The 19775-nt window shown below is 43.0% G+C and carries 16 protein-coding genes and 1 riboswitch; of the genes, 9 read left to right on the top strand and 7 right to left on the bottom strand.

Annotation, left to right across the window (positions count from 1 at the left end; all coding sequences use genetic code 11):
• Positions 1-76 precede the first annotated feature (76 nt).
• Positions 77-367 carry an oxidative damage protection protein gene (locus FHS24_RS05165; protein WP_183619435.1) on the top strand — a complete coding sequence of 97 codons (291 nt, stop codon included), beginning with the start codon at positions 77-79 and terminating at the stop codon, positions 365-367.
• 113 nt (positions 368-480) lie between these two features.
• Positions 481-605: riboswitch (TPP riboswitch) on the top strand.
• A 266-nt stretch (positions 606-871) separates the two neighbouring features.
• Entirely contained in the window at positions 872-2938 is a 2067-nt protein-coding gene (thiC, locus tag FHS24_RS05160; RefSeq protein ID WP_183619433.1) for a phosphomethylpyrimidine synthase ThiC, read from the top strand.
• Between the two features lie 90 nt (positions 2939-3028).
• On the opposite strand, the gene FHS24_RS05155 is transcribed toward thiC, so the two are convergent.
• Positions 3029-3919 (bottom strand): fructose bisphosphate aldolase, encoded by an 891-nt coding sequence (locus FHS24_RS05155; RefSeq protein WP_183619432.1) that lies wholly within the window; start codon positions 3917-3919, stop codon positions 3029-3031.
• Positions 3920-4080: 161 nt separating this feature from the next.
• Positions 4081-4929: an EamA/RhaT family transporter gene (locus FHS24_RS05150; protein ID WP_183619431.1), complete on the bottom strand. Its 849-nt coding sequence runs from the start codon at positions 4927-4929 to the stop codon at positions 4081-4083.
• A 441-nt stretch (positions 4930-5370) separates the two neighbouring features.
• Here FHS24_RS05150 and FHS24_RS05145 point away from each other — a divergent pair, with 441 nt between their 5' ends.
• The 3 genes from FHS24_RS05145 (at position 5371) to FHS24_RS05135 (ending at position 8919) form a co-directional block, all read left to right on the top strand.
• Positions 5371-7308, top strand: a complete 1938-nt coding sequence (locus FHS24_RS05145) for an ABC transporter ATP-binding protein (protein WP_183620050.1) — start codon at positions 5371-5373, stop codon at positions 7306-7308.
• 66 nt (positions 7309-7374) lie between these two features.
• Positions 7375-8277 carry an alpha/beta fold hydrolase gene (locus FHS24_RS05140; protein WP_183619430.1) on the top strand — a complete coding sequence of 301 codons (903 nt, stop codon included), beginning with the start codon at positions 7375-7377 and terminating at the stop codon, positions 8275-8277.
• Positions 8278-8301: 24 nt separating this feature from the next.
• A complete protein-coding gene (locus tag FHS24_RS05135; protein WP_183619429.1) occupies positions 8302-8919 on the top strand; it encodes an alpha-ketoglutarate-dependent dioxygenase AlkB family protein in 618 nt (205 codons plus the stop codon).
• An 11-nt stretch (positions 8920-8930) separates the two neighbouring features.
• On the opposite strand, the gene FHS24_RS05130 is transcribed toward FHS24_RS05135, so the two are convergent.
• The 3 genes from FHS24_RS05130 to FHS24_RS05120 all read right to left on the bottom strand — a co-directional run bounded on the left by FHS24_RS05130 (position 8931) and on the right by FHS24_RS05120 (position 12107).
• A complete protein-coding gene (locus FHS24_RS05130; RefSeq protein ID WP_183619428.1) occupies positions 8931-9926 on the bottom strand; it encodes an NADP-dependent oxidoreductase in 996 nt (331 codons plus the stop codon).
• A gap of 108 nt (positions 9927-10034) precedes the next feature.
• The gene (locus FHS24_RS05125; RefSeq protein ID WP_183619427.1) at positions 10035-10793 is read right to left on the bottom strand and encodes an endonuclease/exonuclease/phosphatase family protein; all 759 of its coding nucleotides are present in this window, start codon (positions 10791-10793) and stop codon (positions 10035-10037) included.
• Between the two features lie 201 nt (positions 10794-10994).
• Positions 10995-12107 carry an AOC03_06830 family ribosome hibernation factor gene (locus FHS24_RS05120; RefSeq protein ID WP_183619426.1) on the bottom strand — a complete coding sequence of 371 codons (1113 nt, stop codon included), beginning with the start codon at positions 12105-12107 and terminating at the stop codon, positions 10995-10997.
• A gap of 547 nt (positions 12108-12654) precedes the next feature.
• Here FHS24_RS05120 and FHS24_RS05115 point away from each other — a divergent pair.
• The 4 genes from FHS24_RS05115 (at position 12655) to FHS24_RS05100 (ending at position 16377) form a co-directional block, all read left to right on the top strand.
• The gene (locus tag FHS24_RS05115) at positions 12655-14850 is read left to right on the top strand and encodes a M3 family metallopeptidase (RefSeq protein WP_183619424.1); all 2196 of its coding nucleotides are present in this window, start codon (positions 12655-12657) and stop codon (positions 14848-14850) included.
• Complete coding sequence (locus FHS24_RS05110; protein WP_183619422.1) at positions 14851-15108, top strand: YheV family putative zinc ribbon protein; 258 nt, start codon at positions 14851-14853, stop codon at positions 15106-15108.
• Positions 15109-15241: 133 nt separating this feature from the next.
• Entirely contained in the window at positions 15242-15766 is a 525-nt protein-coding gene (locus FHS24_RS05105; protein WP_183619420.1) for a hypothetical protein, read from the top strand.
• Positions 15767-15792: 26 nt separating this feature from the next.
• The gene (locus tag FHS24_RS05100; protein WP_183619418.1) at positions 15793-16377 is read left to right on the top strand and encodes a hypothetical protein; all 585 of its coding nucleotides are present in this window, start codon (positions 15793-15795) and stop codon (positions 16375-16377) included.
• 121 nt (positions 16378-16498) lie between these two features.
• On the opposite strand, the gene pnp is transcribed toward FHS24_RS05100, so the two are convergent.
• A complete protein-coding gene (gene pnp / locus FHS24_RS05095) occupies positions 16499-18601 on the bottom strand; it encodes a polyribonucleotide nucleotidyltransferase (RefSeq protein ID WP_183619416.1) in 2103 nt (700 codons plus the stop codon).
• 775 nt (positions 18602-19376) lie between these two features.
• The gene (gene rpsO / locus FHS24_RS05090) at positions 19377-19643 is read right to left on the bottom strand and encodes a 30S ribosomal protein S15 (RefSeq protein WP_045443035.1); all 267 of its coding nucleotides are present in this window, start codon (positions 19641-19643) and stop codon (positions 19377-19379) included.
• Between the last annotated feature and the right edge of the window lie 132 nt (positions 19644-19775).

The following is a 19775-nucleotide window of genomic DNA, read 5'->3' as shown; positions in this document are numbered from 1 at the left end:
TCGAAGACCGTTATCATAGGTCGATACCAATATTGCATTTAATAATTTAATACCATTAACTAATAAGGATTGCCTTATGACTGAGACTTTTAATCCGCAAGCCAATACGGTTTTTTGCCGCAAATATAAACAAGAATTACCAAAAATGCCGCATCCGCCTTTTCCCAATAAGAAAGGTCAAGATCTGCAAGAAACCGTCTCTGATAAAGCATGGAAAGAGTGGCTTGAACAGCAAACCATGCTGATTAATGAAAACCATCTCAGCATGCTAGACCCTGAAGCTAAAAAGTTCTTAACTGAGCAACGCGAGAAGTTCTTAGATAACGAAGACTATGAGCGCGCGCAGGGCTGGACACCAGAAAAATAATACTGAAAAGACAGTAATCAAACTGAAAGTACCACGCTTGCATCTCAACTAACAAACGGCAAATGACTAGGCATCAACCCTATAGTTTGTTAGTATGAGACTGATTTACAACACTGACAGACTCGGGGTGCGGTGTATGACAAGCTTACTTTATAAGCTTTTTAATACATTCGCTGAGAGATCACCCGCCGAACCTGATGCGGTTAGTACCGACGCAGGGAAGTCTTAAGCCTATGCTATATATGTACAAAGGGCGCGCAGAAATGCCTTTTTGTTATTGCCAATATCTTATGTCTGACAGCGTTTTTACGCTGCTGTATGGCAATCAATCCAAAGTTGCGCCTACCAATCATTTAAAAATGGCATTAGATTAAGTTTCAATGAAACTTGAACTTGATAATAGTGCACGCATTCGATGATTGAATTTGTCTGTCTCGCATAGTCTTGCCCCGCAGCTACTGGCGGTGTTGCTTTTATTCAAAAACCAACACGCTAGGACAGCATATGACTACTTCAGATTTACAAACAGCCCAAACCCCTTCGACCCCTGTTACTAAAACTGTCGATAAAAAAGCCGACGCACTAAAAACGCCTGCCCACCGTACGGCAAATGATGCGCGTTTTGAAGAAGACGCCCGCGACTTACACCGTATTCTCCCCGCCTCCAAAAAAGTCTATATCGAAGGCTCACGCCCTGACATTCAAGTACCGATGCGCGAGATTACCCTTGACCCTACTCCTATCCAAGGCGTTCCTGAGAGCGAGTGGGAGCAAAATCCTCCGTTTTATGTCTATGACACCTCAGGTGTTTATACCGATCCTAATGTCGACATCGACTTGACCAAAGGTTTGCCTAAATTGCGCGAAGGTTGGATAGCTGAGCGCGGTGATACTGAGCAGTTAGATGGTTTATCAAGCTCATATGGACAAGCCCGCGCTCGTGATATCAGCACTGCTAACTTAAGGTTCGCTCATATTGATAAGCCTCGCCGTGCACTAGCGGGCAAGAATGTCACGCAAATGTATTACGCACGCCGCGGTATTATTACTCCTGAGATGGAATATATCGCCATTCGCGAAACGCAAAAACAGCACGAACTGACCGATATGCGCCAACACGAAGGTGAGAGCTTCGGTGCTAATACGCCAAAAATTATCACGCCTGAATTTGTCCGTGATGAAGTGGCTGCTGGACGCGCAATTATCCCAAATAACATCAATCACCCTGAATCCGAGCCGATGATTATCGGTCGCAATTTCTTAGTGAAAATTAACGCCAATATCGGTAACTCAGCGCTCGGCTCTTCTATCGACGAAGAAGTGTCAAAAATGACGTGGGCGACACGTTGGGGTGCGGATACCATCATGGATTTATCGACGGGTAATCATATTCATGAAACCCGTGAATGGTTGATTCGCAACTCGCCAGTGCCAATCGGTACGGTGCCTATTTACCAAGCTTTGGAGAAAGTTGACGGTGTTGCAGAAGATTTAACATGGGAGATTTTCCGCGATACGCTTATTGAGCAAGCGGAACAAGGCGTTGATTACTTTACTATCCACGCAGGTGTATTACTACGTTATGTACCATTAACTGCTGGACGCTTGACAGGTATTGTCTCGCGTGGCGGCTCAATCATGGCGCAGTGGTGCCTTGCCCATCATAAAGAAAGCTTTTTATATACCCATTTTGAAGATATCTGCGAGATTATGAAGCAGTATGACGTGGCATTTAGCTTAGGCGATGGTCTGCGTCCCGGCTGTTTGCAAGATGCCAATGACGAAGCGCAATTTGGCGAGCTACGTACGCTTGGTGAGCTAACTCAAGTCGCTTGGAAACATGATGTACAGGTGATGATTGAAGGTCCTGGGCACGTAGCCATGAACCGTATTAAAGAAAATATGGACTTGCAACTTGAACTATGTGCCGACGCCCCCTTCTATACTTTAGGGCCTTTGACAACTGATATTGCTCCTGGTTATGACCATATTACTAGCGCCATTGGGGCTGCGATGATTGGCTGGTTCGGCACCGCCATGCTTTGTTATGTCACGCCAAAAGAGCATCTTGGTCTACCTAATAAAAAGGATGTCAAAGACGGTATCATCACCTATAAAATTGCCGCCCATGCCGCTGATTTGGCAAAAGGTCACCCCGGTGCGCAGGCACGTGATAATTCGTTATCCAAAGCTCGTTTTGAGTTCCGCTGGGATGACCAGTTCAATCTAGCGCTTGATCCAGATACGGCGCGTGAATATCATGATGAAACTTTACCCAAAGACGCGCACAAATCCGCCCACTTTTGCTCCATGTGCGGACCAAAGTTTTGCTCAATGAAAATCACCCAAAACGTGCGTGAATATGCAGCAGGGTTGGATAAAGATGCCACCAATAGAGCGGTCACCCCGCAATCAGGCGACCTAACTCATGCCGGTCATGTCATCAAAGAAGTAGATACTGAGCTGGTTGGAAAAGTTGGCGAAGCCAGTGCTGAGGAAGTACATAGAGGTATGGCAGAGATGACCGAAAAATATCATAGTGAAGGCCGTCAGCTGTATAAAGAGGTATAGCTTATTAGCAAGACTCTGAGCTCACAAAAAAGCGCTACTCATGAGTAGCGCTTTTTTATTAGCGAATAGCTTCAATCAGTAAAAACTAAGTTAGATTTTTGACGCCTCATAAATCTCGTCAATAGAAGCGTTAATAGTCGCAGCAAACTCTTCATCGCTCTGTTGCTTGCTTAAACCTTCAGTAAAGGCACGTGAGAAGCTCGCAATCATACCGGGGTTTTGCTTAAGTTTTTCGCAGGCATCATGACGACTATAACCACCAGACAATGCCACCACTTTTAGCACTTTTGGATGGTCAATCAGCTCTTGATAAAAGCCCTCTTCTTCTGGCAAGGTCAGTTTTAGCATCACTTGATGACCATCGTTTAAGCGCTCAAGATTATGCAAAATACTGGTTTTAAGGATGATTTCGCAGTCATGTTTTTTGCTACTGTTGATATCTATTTCAGGTTCAACAATAGGCATCAAACCTTTGGAGATTATCTGCTTTGCCACATCAAACTGCTGCTGCACTACTAGCTCAATACCATCGACACTTGGCTCATAAATCACTGAGCGCATTTTGGTGCCAAATACCGGATAGTTTTTTGCCTTATCTAACAACGAGTTGAGATTTGGCATCGGGCGCATCACTTGTACGCCATCCATTTGCTCAGCTAAGCCTTTATCTACCTTTAAAAACGGTACGATATTTTTATCTTCCCATAGGTAATTAGCCGTCGGCTTGCCATTAACTTCGCGCTCCATAGTATCTTCAAACAAGATAGCGCCAAGGACACGTTCATTATCGAAGCAGTCACAAGTCATGATACGGGCGCGCATCTCATGTACCAAGTCAAACATCGCTTCATCGTTATCATAAGCATCGCCACCGACGCCGTAATTTTCTAGCGCTTTTGGCGTACTGCCACCACTTTGGTCAAGGGCTGCGATAAAACCTGAACCGCTTTTGATACGCTGTAATTGTTTTTCGTATTCCATTGAGTAGATATCCTATCCTAATTAATAAAGGTCAAACATTATTATAATAAGTCAATCAGCCCGCAGCTAACATGAGCTTGACTATAAATAACCTTAACATAGGACATCGCGTGTGCCTATCGTTGATAAGTTAAAATTTTTCTCGATTATAAGCGGCGAAATTAAGCCAAAAATAATATTGCCACGCAGCAAACTGCCAATAACAAACCGACGATATTGATACGATTAAGCTGCTCTTTAAATATGCCGACGCCTATCAACGTTGCCACCGCAATCACACCGACGTTCATACCCGTAAAGACGATACTTGGCGACTCAGATAATACTTGATGAGCACGGACATAAGCATAAATATTGCCCATATTTAGCGCGCCAAGTAATAATCCTGCGCTAAGGGCATTACCCTGCCAGCGGACGCGCGTGATGAGTAAATAAACTAGTAACAGTAATCCTGCAAGCCCAAACGCCACAAATAAGGTTAAAGGAAAAGCCGCGCCTTGCTTAGCAACTTGCTTAAATAAGATATCAATAACGCCGTAGCCTAACCAAACGCCAAACAGCCACAGCGGCGTCTGCTTTGCTTGGGTATTTATGAGCCCATGTTGCGGACGATAGACCAAAGCACCAAGCGCCAAGAACCCTAACGCCAGCCCAAGTATGCGCGTACCTGTCAGCACTTCGCCGAACAGTAAAAATGCGGCAACAATAGGAATGATAAGCGATAAACGCTGGGCGGCATCGGTTGCGACCATACCGACCGATTCAATCGCGCGCCCAAGGATGATAAATACCGCCGGCAATAACACCCCAAGTGCAATAATGATGCCCCATGCATTACCAAGTGCGCCGATGCTACTGACATCTGGTTTTAATAACACCCAAGTTAGCAAAAATGCCACAGGATACCCTGCCACGATGGTTTGGCGAATATCGATATTTTTTTGACGTAATATTTTTAAGAGTACGGAAACAGCGACGCTACATAGCACCGCTATTATTAGATACATCATTAAGGTCATCCTTGTTAAATTACAATAGGGCGTGTTTATTATTAGCATTTCATACTGATATCAGTATCGCCTTTATTTTTACTCTTTTATTTTTTAAGCAGTAGATAGTTTTAGTGTAGGCATTACTAAATCAAATAACCATGGAATGTAACAAAATATTTCTTATGCAGCAATCTATTTATCTTGCTGGTTTTCAGTATTGTCTATTTAATATAGATTTCTCATGCTTAATAAAGTCATAAACAATATGCAAAACCACCAATACCATTATTAAGATAGAAACACCCTGTAAGCGACACTCTGCAGCTTACAATTAGCATGCAGCCATCAGAGCGAAGTTTGTTAAAATAACAAACAATCCTAATCACAAAAGTAAAGATTCAAGATAGCACGTTAATGTGCTTATCTTGGCGTACTGCTATTGATGCTTTATCACTGCCTATGAATGCTCTATTCCGTTTCTTCGAAACTCGTCTGCCCGCCTTTCCTGATACCCCTATGCCACTGCCGTCACCGAATGATGGCATGCTAAAGTTCTTGTGGGCCTGTACCAAAGGCTTGCGCGGCTGGCTATTGCTGTTTATGATTTTGTCTGCCGGTATCGGCATCTATGAGGCCATGCTATTTGCCTGGATTGGGAATATCGTTGATTGGCTTGGCGTTTACACCCCGCAAAATCTGTGGGCAGAAAAAGGCGATGTGCTGCTATTAATGTTAGCCGTGATGATTGTCAGTCCACTCTGGATTGCCTTGTCATCATTTATTCATTTTCAAACCTTGCAAGGCGTTTTTCCGATGCAAATGCGCTGGCGTTTTCATCAGCGGATGCTAGGGCAATCGATGCAGTTTTACCAAGACGAATTCTCTGGTCGCGTCTCTGCTAAAGTGATGCAAACGGCATTGGCGGTGCGTGATACCGTGATGACGGTCACCGATATGTTTATGTATGTCGCCGTCTACTTTATTACCACTGGTGTGATTTTATTTAATTTAGACAGCTTATTATTAATCCCATTTATCGCTTGGTTCGTCTTAGTTTGGCTAGCAATGTGGTACTTTATTCCCAAACTGAAACAAACGGCGATTGTACAAGCCGATGCCCGCGCTTTAATGACGGGGCGCATAACCGATGCTTATGCCAATATCATGACCGTGAAGCTTTTTAGTCATTCGCGCCGTGAACTTGGTTATGCCAAAAACGCCATGGGGCAGTTTTTAGGCACTGTCCATGCACAAATGCGCTGGGTCAGTTATTTAGAAGTATCAACCCACTTAATTAGTGTGGTTTTGGTCAGCTCGACTGCTGGTATTAGCTTATATTTATGGCAACAAGGTGCGGTCGGCGTTGGGGCAATTGCTGCAGCGACAGCGATGGCACTGCGCTTAAATGGTCTCACGCGCTGGATAATGTGGCAAACCGCCAGTTTGTTTGAAAGTATTGGTACGGTACAAGACGGAATGCGAACTTTATCGGCACCGCAAACCATCGTTGATAAACCAAACGCGCCCGTCCTTAAAGTTACCGAGGGTCGTATCGTCTTTGACCATGTTGATTTTAGTTATGAAGGTGAAGACGATGACACAGGTTTAAATACCAATAAATCAAGCAAACGTTTTAATGATATTAATGAGGATGGCATTGATTATGCTGCGGGAACTTCATACGCAAAGCTACTAGATAATTTTTACTTAGATATCAAACCGGGTGAAAAAATCGGTTTAGTTGGGCGTTCTGGTGCCGGTAAATCTACCCTGGTTAACCTTCTCTTACGATTTTTTGATGTTGATAAAGGTAAAGTCTTTATCGATGGGCAAGCAATTGACGAAGTTACCCAAGAATCGTTACGTCAGCAAATCGGCATGGTCACCCAAGATACCTCATTATTGCATCGTACCGTCCGTGAAAACATCGCTTACGGTCGTCCTGATGCAACCGATGAGGAAATCATTACAGCTGCTAAGCAAGCACAAGCATGGGACTTTATCGAAGGCTTGTATGATGATAAAGGCAATACCGGTCTTGATACCCAAGTCGGCGAGCGCGGTGTTAAGCTGTCTGGCGGTCAACGTCAGCGCATTGCTATCTCGCGCGTGATGCTCAAAAACGCCCCGATATTGTTATTGGATGAGGCGACCAGTGCGCTTGATTCTGAGATTGAGTTTGCCATTACTGAAAGCTTAAACGACATTATGACTGGCAAAACGGTTATTGCGATTGCCCATAGACTATCTACCATTGCTGCCCTTGATAGATTGGTGGTCATGGATAAAGGTCATATCATTGAGCAAGGCAGCCATGATGAGCTATTGGCATTAAATGGCGTTTATGCACGCTTATGGCAGCGTCAAAGTGGTGGCTTCTTAGGTGAAGACAGCTAATAAAAATTCAATGATAAAAGTTAATAATAAAGATTAAGAAACTCGTCACAAGGAAGTTTTATTTTTATGGAAGCATTTACCAAGCGTATTAATATTGATGGCAAACAAGCACGCTATTATGACTTGCAGCCGCTGAATCAATTAGCGAATCAAGCTGCAAAATCGAATGATCTTAAACGCCCGTCTGCCCATTTTTATGGCGGTAATAGTTTCACCGTTGGTACTTATGCACCTTTATTAAATGAGTTAGCAACGGATTTTGATTTATCGGCACTGGCGCTACGTGGTTATTGGTATGACAAACCGCAAGCGCCGCGTATGACGCGCGAACAAGATGCCGATATACTGATTGAGTTTTTAGAGAAAACCCAAGACGCGCCTATCGTTGGTATTGGGCATTCACAAGGGGCGACCGCCACCGCCATGGCAGCGGCCAAACGCCCTGACCTATTCTCACAGCTATACCTTATTGAGCCTGTCACCTTTACTAAAAAGCAAGCGACACTTTATAACTTGCTACCTCGTCAATTTTTGCTAAGCCGTGAACCCTTTAAAAGTACCCTAACCAAGCAATCTACTTGGGCAAGTATCGATGATTACTATGAGAGTTTACGCGCGCAACGTGCTTATAAACGTATCAGTGATGAGCATTTAAAAGTGTTTGCTGAGCAAAGCTTGTCTGCCAATGATAATGGCAGCTATAGCTTGATGTTTGCCCCTGAGCAAGAACTTGCTAACTATTTTGGTGCGCCCCATATCGATGCGGCATTGAAAAAGCTCAGCTGTCCTTATACCCTGATCACGGGCAAACCGACCTTATTTATCAATGATAAAGTACGCAAACAATGGCAAAAATTTGTCCCTGATGGCAGTGTTATCTCTTTGCCAGACTACGGTCATCTATTACCGATGGAAGCGCCTGAATTGTGTGCGCAGATTATCAATGAACATTATAAAAACAGTAAATAAGCTGAGCGATGTGGGATGTGAGTTATGACTGACCTTTTTGCGCCTGCGCCGACTGATAATTTATTGCCTTATGATGGCAAAGTAAATGATTTAGGCGTCGTGATTGATTACCCAAGCGCATTATATTATGCCTTAGTAACGACGCTACCTTGGCAGCCTGATATTGTAACCTTATTTGGCAAGACGCATGTCACGACTCGTCAAATAGTATGGATGGGCGATAGTGATGCCAGTTATCAATACTCGGGGCACACACGTCAAGCCATTGCATGGACAGACTCAGTGTTTCATGTGAAACATCATATTGAGCAGCAACTATTAAAAAGCGGTATCAATACTGAGTTTAATTCTTGTTTACTCAACTACTATCCATCTGGCGATGACGGTATGGGCTATCATGCAGACGATGAAAAAGAGCTTGGTCATCAGCCGATTATCGCTTCATTGTCACTAGGTGCCACACGAAAATTTGTCTTTAAGCATAAAAAAACTCAAGATAAAGTCGAGCTTTATCTTGAGTCTGGTCAGCTTATTGTCATGCACGGCGATACACAAAAATATTGGAAGCATAGCATTACTAAGACCAAAACGGTCGATGAAGGGCGTATTAGCTTGACCTTCCGGCAAATGGCATTAAATTAAACAAGTTTGGCTTAGCTTGCTTTTAGCACAATCTTACCAAAGGTATCGCCTTTTTCTAGCTCGCGGTGAGCAGCCACTACTTCAGATAATGGATAGGTCTGCTGAATCTGCAGGGTTAACTTGCCATCGGCTACGAGCTGTAAAACTCGTGCCATATCTTCACCACTACGCTGCGCTTTATAACCCGCCACCTGCAGATTATTCTGACTACCAGCTTCTTTTAGCTTATCAACCCAAATCGTCGGTAGAACATTGACGCGGCCACCAGATTTGACGACGGGCAGCGCGCGCACGCCAGCATCATCGCCAACCAAGTCCAGTAGCACATCAGCTTGTAAGTCAGGAAAAGCGTCGTCTTTAGTATAATCAATCCAACCTGCCAGCTTATTTTTATCTATTAAACCACCCAATTTATCGTACTTCTCAGGTGAGCAAATAACCGTTACTTTCACATTGTCTTGCGTGACTTTATCCATCAATAGCTGAATGGCCAAATGTCCAACCCCACCAGCTGGCGCATTAATAACGACATGTTCACCTTTTTTAATATCAGTAAACTCGACAAATTGTAGCGCCGTTTGTCCAATACAAGGTAGCGCGCCTGCTTGCTGCAAAGTGACAGAATCAGGTACTTTTGCCAGTAGATTAGCATCGACCGCGACATACTCTGCATAACCGCCACCGTCAAAGGTCAATGCCGCGACTTGCTCACCGATTGCAAACTTATCACTATTACTTTTGACCACGATACCGGCAACATCACAGCCTAAAATAGCAGGCTCATTTTTATCAAATTTATCTTTTTGAATCGCCTCAGCGCCCCAACCTTTACCTTGACGAGTTTTATAATCGACGGGATTGATGCCAGCATAAGCGATTTTTATCAATACTTGATTGTCCGTTAATTCAGGAATAGCCACGCCCTCTTGATATATCATGACTTCAGGCTCGCCAAATTCACGTATAAGAGCGGCATGTTGCGTCGTTGGTATTTTTTTATCAGACATGATTGATCATCCTTGTATTATTTTCAGCTTTCTTTTTTGATTGGTTTACTTTTTTAATTTGTTTACAGCTTTTTTATTGATAGTTTCTTTTTTTGATAGTTCGTGATGTTAAGGCAATGCCAACTCTGCACTAAGCGGCAGATGATCCGATAACGTAGACCAAGGCTTGCCGGTATGTACCCAAGCATCCTTCACCCTTAGGTTGCGCACGTAGATACGGTCCAAGCTTAGCACCGGCAGTTTGGCAGGAAAGGTCGGTAATAACTTACCATGACAATGCTTAAATGCTTCGGTCATGCCTAAGCTCGATGCGAGTCTGTCACAAGACATTTTTTTCCAGTCATTAAAATCACCCGCCAAAATCAGTGGCTGGTCGGGCGCAATCTCATTACGCACATAATTGGAGATTGCTTCGTATTGTTTGATACGATCGCGCTCAAAAAGGTTTAAATGAGCACATAACACCACAACTGGCATCTCCCACCCTATCGGCTGCACCTCGCAGTGCAAAACGCCACGTTGCTCAAGCTTATTAACCGTGATATTGACATTATGTTTGGGATCAAGCGGAAAGCGACTGAGGACGGCATTGCCATGATGACCGTTTTCATACTCTGAGTTTTTACCGTAGCTATTTTGCAGCTGTAGATATTCACCAAACCACTCATGTTGGGATTGGTCAGGGTATTCGTTATATTGCATATTGCGCTTCAGATTTTGACCTTGTACTTCTTGAAGACAGAGTATGTCTGAGCCAATGATATCGAGCGCTTGGGCGATACCTTGTATCTTTACTTGGCGATTCATCGGCGACATGCCTTTATGAATGTTATAGCTGGTTAAAATAAAAGAGGCGGTGTTAGTCATAAAGTTATCTGTCATAAATTCAGTATTTATAGAGTAAGGGTGAATAGCACTTCATTAAAAATTTATCTCAACAAACAATGAATAAGATAAGATTAAGCGTCTATCAATGCAAAAAGAGCATTGATTCATATTGAACCAATGCTCCCATATTATACCTATGTTGCAACGATGGCTAATTCATTAACGAATATCAGCAACCGATTAATAGCGAGTTACCAGAGCAATTGGTTGATCTGCACTCATAATATCTTGTGGCATAAAGACCGCTTTACCACCATTATGAATGACATGCTCGATGATTTCACCAATCGCATCATCAGTGACACCATCTGCCGTTGCATTATCGGCCATACTCAACGTCTGCGCTTTTTCATCAATCTTCGCAGGTTGCATATAACCACGACGGACATATAAGGTTTCGCCTACACCTTGAAACGCACTACGATAGACTTCTTGTAAATCCGTTTGCAGCATATTTGCACCGCGCGCTTTGTCAATCTCGCCCAAGGCCGCTTGATGCAATGACGACCGGTAGCCTTCTACGGCTTCTTGTACGCTATCAACAATATGCTGAGCACTACCTTCTTCTAACTTAGTAGCGTTTGAAACCGTGGCAATGATATTGTCTGGACGATCACAGATATCTTTATAGTAACCGATATTTTTGGCATCACCAACGATGACAAGTGGCATTTTATTTTCGCCCCATATCTCTTGCACACTTTTATCTACTTGGTTAAAGAAAGCTTTTAGATAACTGCTTTCGTTGTTCGCTGAGCGATCTGAACCGCTATCACCTGTGGTATACAGACTATTATTTTCAATAGGAAATGGGATATTGTCCATATTTTTTTGCGCATCATCGTCTTTATCAAATTCTTTGATAACACGATCGTTAGAGGCTTCAATCAAACGGGCATTATCACGGGTCAATATCACCGTATAATAATGAACCGCACTAGCCATATCTCGCACCAAGTCACGTGTGGCGAATCGGTCTGAAATAATGACACGCTCTTTGGTATCAATCGGCATACGGATAACTTGGACATCGTCAGTACTGGCAAATATCGCCAACGTATCTAGATTATAATTGTGATTAAAATCGCTGGTTTTATTTTTGATATTTTCTAATATAGTGGTCGCAGTACGCTTATCATACTCATTGGTTAAGCGCTCTTCGACGACTTTTAATTGGTTTTTTAGGGCAATAGGATCTTTTTCATTATCAGGATGTTCACGGTGCGTTTTGACAAAAATACTCACGGCTGGATTGGCTTTTGTCTCACGTAAACTTTTCAGAGTTGCTTTCATAAATACTGCTCCTTGTTTTATTATCATTGGTTTGCGCGTTAAAATAGACTTTTTATATTTATTGATTATCTTAGATAACTGATTTTATTAAAAATTGCTTTTAAAAGTCATTAATTTATATTTATTCTTAAAATCCGTTTGAGCGGTTTAAACAATACCAGTTATCACCCTTTTTAATCAATTTACTCAGGCATTTCAGGTAGTGGAAAAGTCCATTTTTGCTATTCCCTTACTATGATGCTAACAATTTAACCCCACTGCCTATAGGGTTAATTTGCAAGCAAATGATGGCGCTTTGTAAGTGAAGCTTAATTAATTTTAAGTACAGGCGATAATTGAAGTAATGATAATTATCAATAATGACAGTGATAGTCAAGATATCGCTATCTACCATAATCTCATAAGCGCACTACTTTAAAACGATATCTGCCGAACTGGGTTGTATTCCAAGCAATTGATACCCATCTTTTAGATACACTACATAACAACCCTTGTATAACAATACTCGTAATTAATAATAATTCTCTCATTACTATTGGATACCTTTATGACCTCTATTTCTGCAAATTTACGCCTTGTCGATTTTGACAATGTCGCACCAGACACCTTACAAAATCAAGTTATCAGTGCTATCGATACTGTCAATGCCTTTTTAGATAATATGAGCGCAAACAACGATAGCAATAATGGCTCGACTGATATCAATGCTGAGCAAGCACTGGCCGATATCATGACCTTTGACCATATTAATCTTGCTTTAGATCGCAGTTGGGGGATTTTGTCGCACCTTAATAGCGTCATGAGTAATGATGAAATCCGTCATGTCCATCACGAGCTGCTACCTAAACTGTCTGCTTATGGCACACGAGTAGGACAGCATCAGCCGTTATTTAGTCGTTATCAAACTATCGTTAATGATACAGCGTTTTTTGCCGCGCTTGAGCCAGCACGAGCGCGTGCTATCGAGCTTGCGCTACGTAGCTTTGAGCTATCAGGGGTTGCATTACCAAAAGCTGAACAGGAAAAGTTTGCTGCTATCCAAAGCGAGCTATCTACTTTATCGGCAACATTTTCAGACCACATATTAGATGCCACCCAAGCATATGCTCTACCGCTTATCCAAGAGCAATTAGCAGGTCTAACTGAAAGTGGGCTGGCGCTCTTGGCTGATGCTGGCGAACAATACAAAGCTCGCGAGCTTGCCAGCGGTGTGCTCACCCAAGTAGAAATCGATGCGTTGCCGGCTCCTTATTATGTTGCAAGTTTAAATATCCCAGTTTACCTTGCTGTCATGACCCATGCCGATGACCGCAATCTGCGTGAAACGCTTTATCGCGCTTATGTTACCCGCGCTTCTGAGTTTGATAAGCACACCAATGCCAAAGGTGGGTCGCTCAATAACGCCGAAATCATGAGTCAAATCTTACAATTACGCGCGCAAAAAGCCAAACTATTAGGTTTTGATAATTATGCAGAAGTTTCGCTATCGACCAAAATGGCAGATAGCGTGATGGAAGTTGAAACCTTTTTACGGGATTTGGCTGAGCAAGCGACTCCAGCGGCTAAGCAAGATTTAGCACAGCTGCAAAAGTATGCGCAGGATTATGGCATTACTGAGCTACAGCCGTGGGACAGCGCTTATATTGCTGAAAAAGTAAAACAAAGCGAGTTCAGCTTATCGCAAGAAGAGATTCGCCCATATTTCCCACTGCCAAAAGTGATTAGCGGATTATTTGCTATCGTTGAGCGTTTATACGGTATCAAAGTACAAGAGCACAGTAAATCTGTATCACGCTGGCACGATGAGGTAAGTTTTTATCAGTTATTTGATGCTGATGATAACTTGCTTGGTGGTTTTTACTTTGATTTATTCGCTCGTAGCGGTAAACGTGGCGGCGCTTGGATGAGTGGTTTCCAGTCGCGTTATATGTATTCTGAGCAAGATCATGAGCAGCTACCCGTCTGCTTTATGGTCGGTAACTTCACCCCTGCCCTCGATGGCAAACCAAGCCTATTAACTCACAATGAAGTACTAACCTTATTCCACGAGTTTGGTCATGGTCTACATCATCTATTGACCCAAGTGACAGTTGGCGATGTCGCTGGTGTCAATGGCGTTGAATGGGACGCAGTCGAGCTACCCAGTCAGTTTATGGAAAATTGGGCATGGGATGCAGAAGGTATTGCGCTGATTAGTAGCCATGTCGAAACTGGTGAGCCATTACCAAAAGACAAACTTGCAGCCCTGCTAGCAGTCAAAAACTTCCAAAGCGGCATGCAAACCTTGCGTCAAATCGAATTCGCGCTTTTTGACTTATTGATTCATGCGCATACGCCAGCGCTTGATTATGACGGTATATTAGCGACCTTAAATGCAGTACGAGATGATATTGCCATCATGCAAACCCCTGACTATAACCGTTTTGCCAATGGCTTTAGTCATATTTTTGCCGGCGGCTATGCGGCAGGTTATTACTCGTATAAATGGGCAGAGCTATTATCAGCAGATGCCTTTAGTAAGTTTGAAGAAGAAGGTGTTTTTAACCCTATCACTGGTAAAGCTTTCCGTGAAACTATCTTATCAGTGGGTGGTAGTTTCCCTGCCAAGACCAACTTTGAGAACTTCCGTGGTCGCAGCGCCAATATCGATGCCTTATTACGTCATAGCGGTTTTGATAATGTTAAAAATGTCGATGCTGCCAATACTGAAAGCAATGCGCAAACGACGCGCGAGGTTATCTAAATGCGCTATCAATCATCAACCCCAAAGCGGCGATTTTTAGCGGGCGTTCGTTGTCCCAAATGTCAGGCGATGGATGCAGTAGTACAAGTAAACATCGCCATACCCGATCCAGATGAGTATATCGAATGTACGCAATGCGGACATACCGAGCATCGCCCCGACCCTGATTTGATCAGTGCCAAAAACCATGCAGAAGACCAAATCGCTCGTGATGCGATGGTGACCGGCACTAGCGGTACGGTCAAGTTCAAACCATAAGTAACAAAATCCGTATCGTCAAGCCTTAATAGCTACTAGCCTATCTAATGATATATATCCAGTTAGATAGGCTTTTTAATTTGAGTTTGTTATAGTATGCCTACTTATACTTTTGACATAAATCGACCCTTGTATGAATAAAAAACAAATACGTCCTTTACCCGTTAAGACACTAAAAAAACAACCTAAGAAATCACGGAAAAAATGGTTGCCAATCATTATCTTGGCAGCACTATTAATTGGTTATTTGGTTTGGAAAAATAGTTCGCCTGACGCTAATACTTCGCCTATCGAAAGCACACCAACGCCTACCGAGCAAAATAGCGCTGCGCAATCGGATACTACGTCCTTAGATAATAATGCGTTAGATACTAGTGCGTCGATTTTAGATACCGATGAAACTAGCACAGATAGTCAGACGCCTGATCCCGAAGCTATCTTAAACGCGCCTTTACCAGAGACAGATAGCTTAGCCAAAGAAGAAATTGATCGCTTAGCGGACGAGCGTAAACGCTTAGCAGAACAAGAAAAGCTAGCGGCTGAGCAATTGACAATGAATAAACAGCTGACAGAGATGAAGGCTGAGCAAATCGCCTTGCTTGAAGAACAAATCGCCCAGTTAGAAGCCGCTGAAGGGGCTAAAACTAGCGTAAAATAATAACACTTTTATAAAGGGGCTAATAAATGGCACATCTACAACCCACCCATGCCCCTATTTTAAATAGTAGCGCCCAGTTGATGATACTGCCTGTGAATAACGCCGGTATTCTTTTAGACCCTATCCTTACACGTAGCAAAAACCTGTATCCAGACAACTACCAACGCTACCATCGTGCTTGCCGTGATGGTAGCTTAATGGTTGGTAGCTGTTTAATGCATAAATGCTCACGCGAGCAAGTGGGACTTGGCGTCAGCAGTAATGGCAATCAACCAAGTTATATTGCCAATCTTGTGATATCAGACCATCCTTATCATCAAACTAGAACTCGTTGGCTCACGGCGGCGCTAGTCGATTTACAACAGCAGCTCGTCCCGCTTATCCGTTATCAAGGGATTCGTAGGGTTGCACTATTAGCGCGTCCGCTTATTTCTAGTCAGGGACAGAATACTCCTTTAAAAAATAGCGACAAGGACAGTAGCGATGATGAAATAGCAAAATCCATTGCTCTAGATTGGTATAACGATATCCTGCCTCTTGTCACCCATCATCTACAAGATTTACCCAAGCTGCGTATCGATATTCATCTTCCTAAAGACATAAATATATAAACTCCTTTCTCATTGTTATTACTTTTTGAGCACATAAAAAAACCGCCTTGATTGCTAGTTATCAGCAACCAAAGCGGTTTTTCAAATTTTGACTAGGTCAAATTACATCAAATATCGAGGATTAGCTTTGCTCGATACCTTTCATGGTCAGTTTGATACGACCACGGTTATCAACGTCTTGAACCAATACTTTAACGATTTGACCTTCTTTTAGATAGTCAGATACGTTTTCTACGCGCTCGTCTGCGATTTGCGAGATATGCACGAGGCCGTCAGTATTTGGCAATACGTTAACGAATGCGCCAAAGTCAACGATACGGGCAACCGTACCTTCATAAGTTTTACCAACTTCCACTTCTGCGGTGATTGCTTCGATTTTACCGATAGCCGCTTTAGTTGCTGCTTTGTTTTCACCAAAGATACGGATTGTACCAGCATCATCAATATCGATAACCGCGCCAGTTTCTTCGGTTAGCTGACGAATCGTTGCGCCACCTTTACCAATCACGTCACGAATTTTGTCTGGATTGATTTCGATAACCGCATAGTTAGGCGCATGAGCATTAATTTCAGTACGGCTTGCAGGCAATACCTTATTCATTGCATCCAAGATATGGATACGACCTGCATGGGCCTGCTTAAGCGCTTGCTCCATGATATCGGCGGTAATACCTTCGATTTTGATATCCATCTGTAGTGCTGTGATACCGTCTTTTGAACCCGCTACTTTAAAGTCCATATCGCCAAGATGATCTTCATCACCTAGGATGTCAGACAATACCGCAAAGCGCTCGCCTTCTTTAACCAGACCCATCGCGATACCAGCAACCGGTGCTTTTAACGGTACACCAGCGTCCATCAATGCCAAGCTTGCGCCGCAAACAGAAGCCATTGAAGATGAACCGTTTGATTCAGTAATTTCTGATACTACGCGAATCACATACGGGAAGCGGTCACTATCTGGAAGCATCGCTTCAACACCACGGCGCGCTAGGCGACCATGACCGATTTCACGGCGTTTTGGAATGCCTTCACGACCGGTTTCACCGACTGAGAAATGCGGGAAGTTATAATGCAACATGAAATGGTCACGAATCGTACCAGCCAATGAATCAATCATGTTTACATCACGCGTGTTACCAAGCGTGGTAGTCACCAAGGCTTGTGTTTCACCGCGGGTAAATAGTGCTGAACCATGGGTAAATGGTAATACGCCTACTTGTACATCTAAAGCACGAACGGTTTCAAGATCACGGCCATCAATACGCGGCTTACCTGACAAGATATTGTCACGAACAGTGCGGTATTTTAGGTCATTGTAAATTTCTTTTAGCTCAGAGACGGTATCGTTGTAGGTTTCTGCTTCCGCATCACCTGCCAATGCATCGATAATGGCTTGTTTGATTTCATCAAGCTTGGTGTAACGTTCTTGCTTATCCGTAATGGTATAAGCGTCGGCAACTTGCTCGCCAAACTGCGCTTTCATGCTAGTCTCTAGCGCTTGATCGCGAACAGGTGCCGTATACTCTTGCTTAACAGTACCAATTTCTGCTGCCATTGACGCAATATTATCGATAACGATTTGTTGCTGCTGATGACCGTATAAAACCGCACCTAGCATTTGGTCTTCAGACAATTCTTTCGCTTCTGATTCAACCATCAAAACGGCAGATTTGGTACCAGCAACCACTAAGTCAAGGTCGCTCTCTTTAAGCTGTTCAAGCGTTGGGTTAAGAACATATTCGCCGTTGATAAAGCCAACACGGGCAGCAGCCACAGGGCCGTTAAATGGCGCGTCAGAGATAGCTAGTGCTGCTGAAGCACCGATTAGTGCAGCAATATCTGCAGACTGACTCTTATCTGATGATACAACCGTTGCCGTGATTTGAATCTCGTTCACATAGCCTTCAGGGAACAATGGACGAATCGGACGGTCAATCAGACGCGATGTTAGCGTTTCAGCTTCGCTGGCACGGCCTTCACGTTTGCCATAAGCACCAGGAATTTTACCGGCTGCATACATTTTTTCTTGATAGTTTACGGTCAATGGAAAGAAGTTTTGTCCTTCTTTAGCATCAGACTTTACTACGGCTGCTACTAGTACAGATACGCCGCCCATGTGGACTAAAATAGAGTTTGCTTGACGAGCGATACGGCCCGTTTCGATAACGACCTGCTGGTCGCCGTATTGGAATTCGCGCTTAATGGTATTAAACATTGTCATATAATTTTCCTAATATTGACTGACGAAAGTGATATCAGCACTATAACAAGCTGATATCTGTCATTTAAAATTCTTTGGATGTAGCCGCTAATTTAGCTACTAACTGACAGCGATTCAGTTAAAAACTGCGTCAATTAGTACGGGTTTCATTATCTATATATCTGATGCATTTGCATTTGTTTCAAATAGAGCACGTACTTCTGATATGTTTCTTGTGCACATTCGGTCTTGTGCCAATCTAGCCTTGTTCAAGGCTAGTTTTTTTACTTACTATTAAAGGGGTTACCAAGTCAAAATAAGTTAGCATCTGATACGGTATTGTTTACTGCCTTTCTTTAGTAAAATATTTACAGTGTCTTCTATGCCGTCTAAACAGTCATCAGCTAATGGTAAGCTATACAAATATTTGAGCACGCACCAGTATATCTCTAAAACGCACAAGGCATTATTTTACAGTGATTTATAACCATTGACCAATGAAATGCAAAACCGTCTGTTTGCTTATAATGATCATTAAATAGCTGCTCATAAATCATTTTTTACGCTGCAATCATCTTATGGCATAGGCTTCTAGTATTTAAGCCCAGCACGCAAGCCGATGCGCCGTCCTAATAAGCATAAAAAAACGGCGTGAAACTATTCCACACCGTCTTTAGAAAAAATCTATTTTATCGAGTTCAACAAGCAAGTTCCAAATGGTTTGGCAAAAAATCTAAAATCTTGCCACATTCTGGCATATTCTATATTAGTGACCACTCGTACTATTGTCGCCAAATTAACGACGTAGACCTAATTGGCTAATAAGGGTGGTATAGCGACCAAGATCTTTACCTTTTAGGTAGTCAAGTAGTTTACGACGCGTGTTAACCATACGGATAAGACCGCGACGGCTATGATGGTCAGCTTTGTGTGCTTTAAAATGGTTTTGTAAGTCATTAATACGCGCACTTAACAAAGCTACTTGTACTTCTGGTGAGCCTGTGTCGTTTTCGCCACGTTGGTACTGGGCAATGATTTGTTCGCGATCGGTATTAGTTAGCATAAAAATCTCCGGCAATGCTATAAGCTCCGAGATGTACTTAACATTTAAGCATCAAGGAACGATAGAATAATAAATAAAATAGTTTGACCATCATTCAGGACAACCCTGCATTACTAGAGTTGACCTAGTGTA

The sequence above is a fragment of the Psychrobacter luti genome (assembly GCF_014192115.1).
Taxonomy (GTDB): domain Bacteria; phylum Pseudomonadota; class Gammaproteobacteria; order Pseudomonadales; family Moraxellaceae; genus Psychrobacter; species Psychrobacter luti.
This window is presented reverse-complemented; position numbering and strand designations above follow the sequence as displayed.

Excerpts from the sequence above, each read along its gene's own strand:
- FHS24_RS05150 (WP_183619431.1), bottom strand. The coding sequence starts at position 4,929 with ATGATGTATCTAATAATAGCGGTGCTATGTAGCGTCGCTGTTTCCGTA.
- FHS24_RS05125 (WP_183619427.1), bottom strand. The coding sequence starts at position 10,793 with ATGACTAACACCGCCTCTTTTATTTTAACCAGCTATAACATTCATAAA.
- FHS24_RS05140 (WP_183619430.1), top strand. The coding sequence starts at position 7,375 with ATGGAAGCATTTACCAAGCGTATTAATATTGATGGCAAACAAGCACGC.
- pnp (WP_183619416.1), bottom strand. The coding sequence starts at position 18,601 with ATGACAATGTTTAATACCATTAAGCGCGAATTCCAATACGGCGACCAG.
- FHS24_RS05155 (WP_183619432.1), bottom strand. The coding sequence starts at position 3,919 with ATGGAATACGAAAAACAATTACAGCGTATCAAAAGCGGTTCAGGTTTT.
- FHS24_RS05145 (WP_183620050.1), top strand. The coding sequence starts at position 5,371 with ATGAATGCTCTATTCCGTTTCTTCGAAACTCGTCTGCCCGCCTTTCCT.
- FHS24_RS05165 (WP_183619435.1), top strand. The coding sequence starts at position 77 with ATGACTGAGACTTTTAATCCGCAAGCCAATACGGTTTTTTGCCGCAAA.
- thiC (WP_183619433.1), top strand. The coding sequence starts at position 872 with ATGACTACTTCAGATTTACAAACAGCCCAAACCCCTTCGACCCCTGTT.
- FHS24_RS05100 (WP_183619418.1), top strand. The coding sequence starts at position 15,793 with ATGGCACATCTACAACCCACCCATGCCCCTATTTTAAATAGTAGCGCC.
- FHS24_RS05120 (WP_183619426.1), bottom strand. The coding sequence starts at position 12,107 with ATGAAAGCAACTCTGAAAAGTTTACGTGAGACAAAAGCCAATCCAGCC.
- FHS24_RS05135 (WP_183619429.1), top strand. The coding sequence starts at position 8,302 with ATGACTGACCTTTTTGCGCCTGCGCCGACTGATAATTTATTGCCTTAT.
- FHS24_RS05130 (WP_183619428.1), bottom strand. The coding sequence starts at position 9,926 with ATGTCTGATAAAAAAATACCAACGACGCAACATGCCGCTCTTATACGT.
- rpsO (WP_045443035.1), bottom strand. The coding sequence starts at position 19,643 with ATGCTAACTAATACCGATCGCGAACAAATCATTGCCCAGTACCAACGT.
- FHS24_RS05110 (WP_183619422.1), top strand. The coding sequence starts at position 14,851 with ATGCGCTATCAATCATCAACCCCAAAGCGGCGATTTTTAGCGGGCGTT.
- FHS24_RS05115 (WP_183619424.1), top strand. The coding sequence starts at position 12,655 with ATGACCTCTATTTCTGCAAATTTACGCCTTGTCGATTTTGACAATGTC.
- FHS24_RS05105 (WP_183619420.1), top strand. The coding sequence starts at position 15,242 with ATGAATAAAAAACAAATACGTCCTTTACCCGTTAAGACACTAAAAAAA.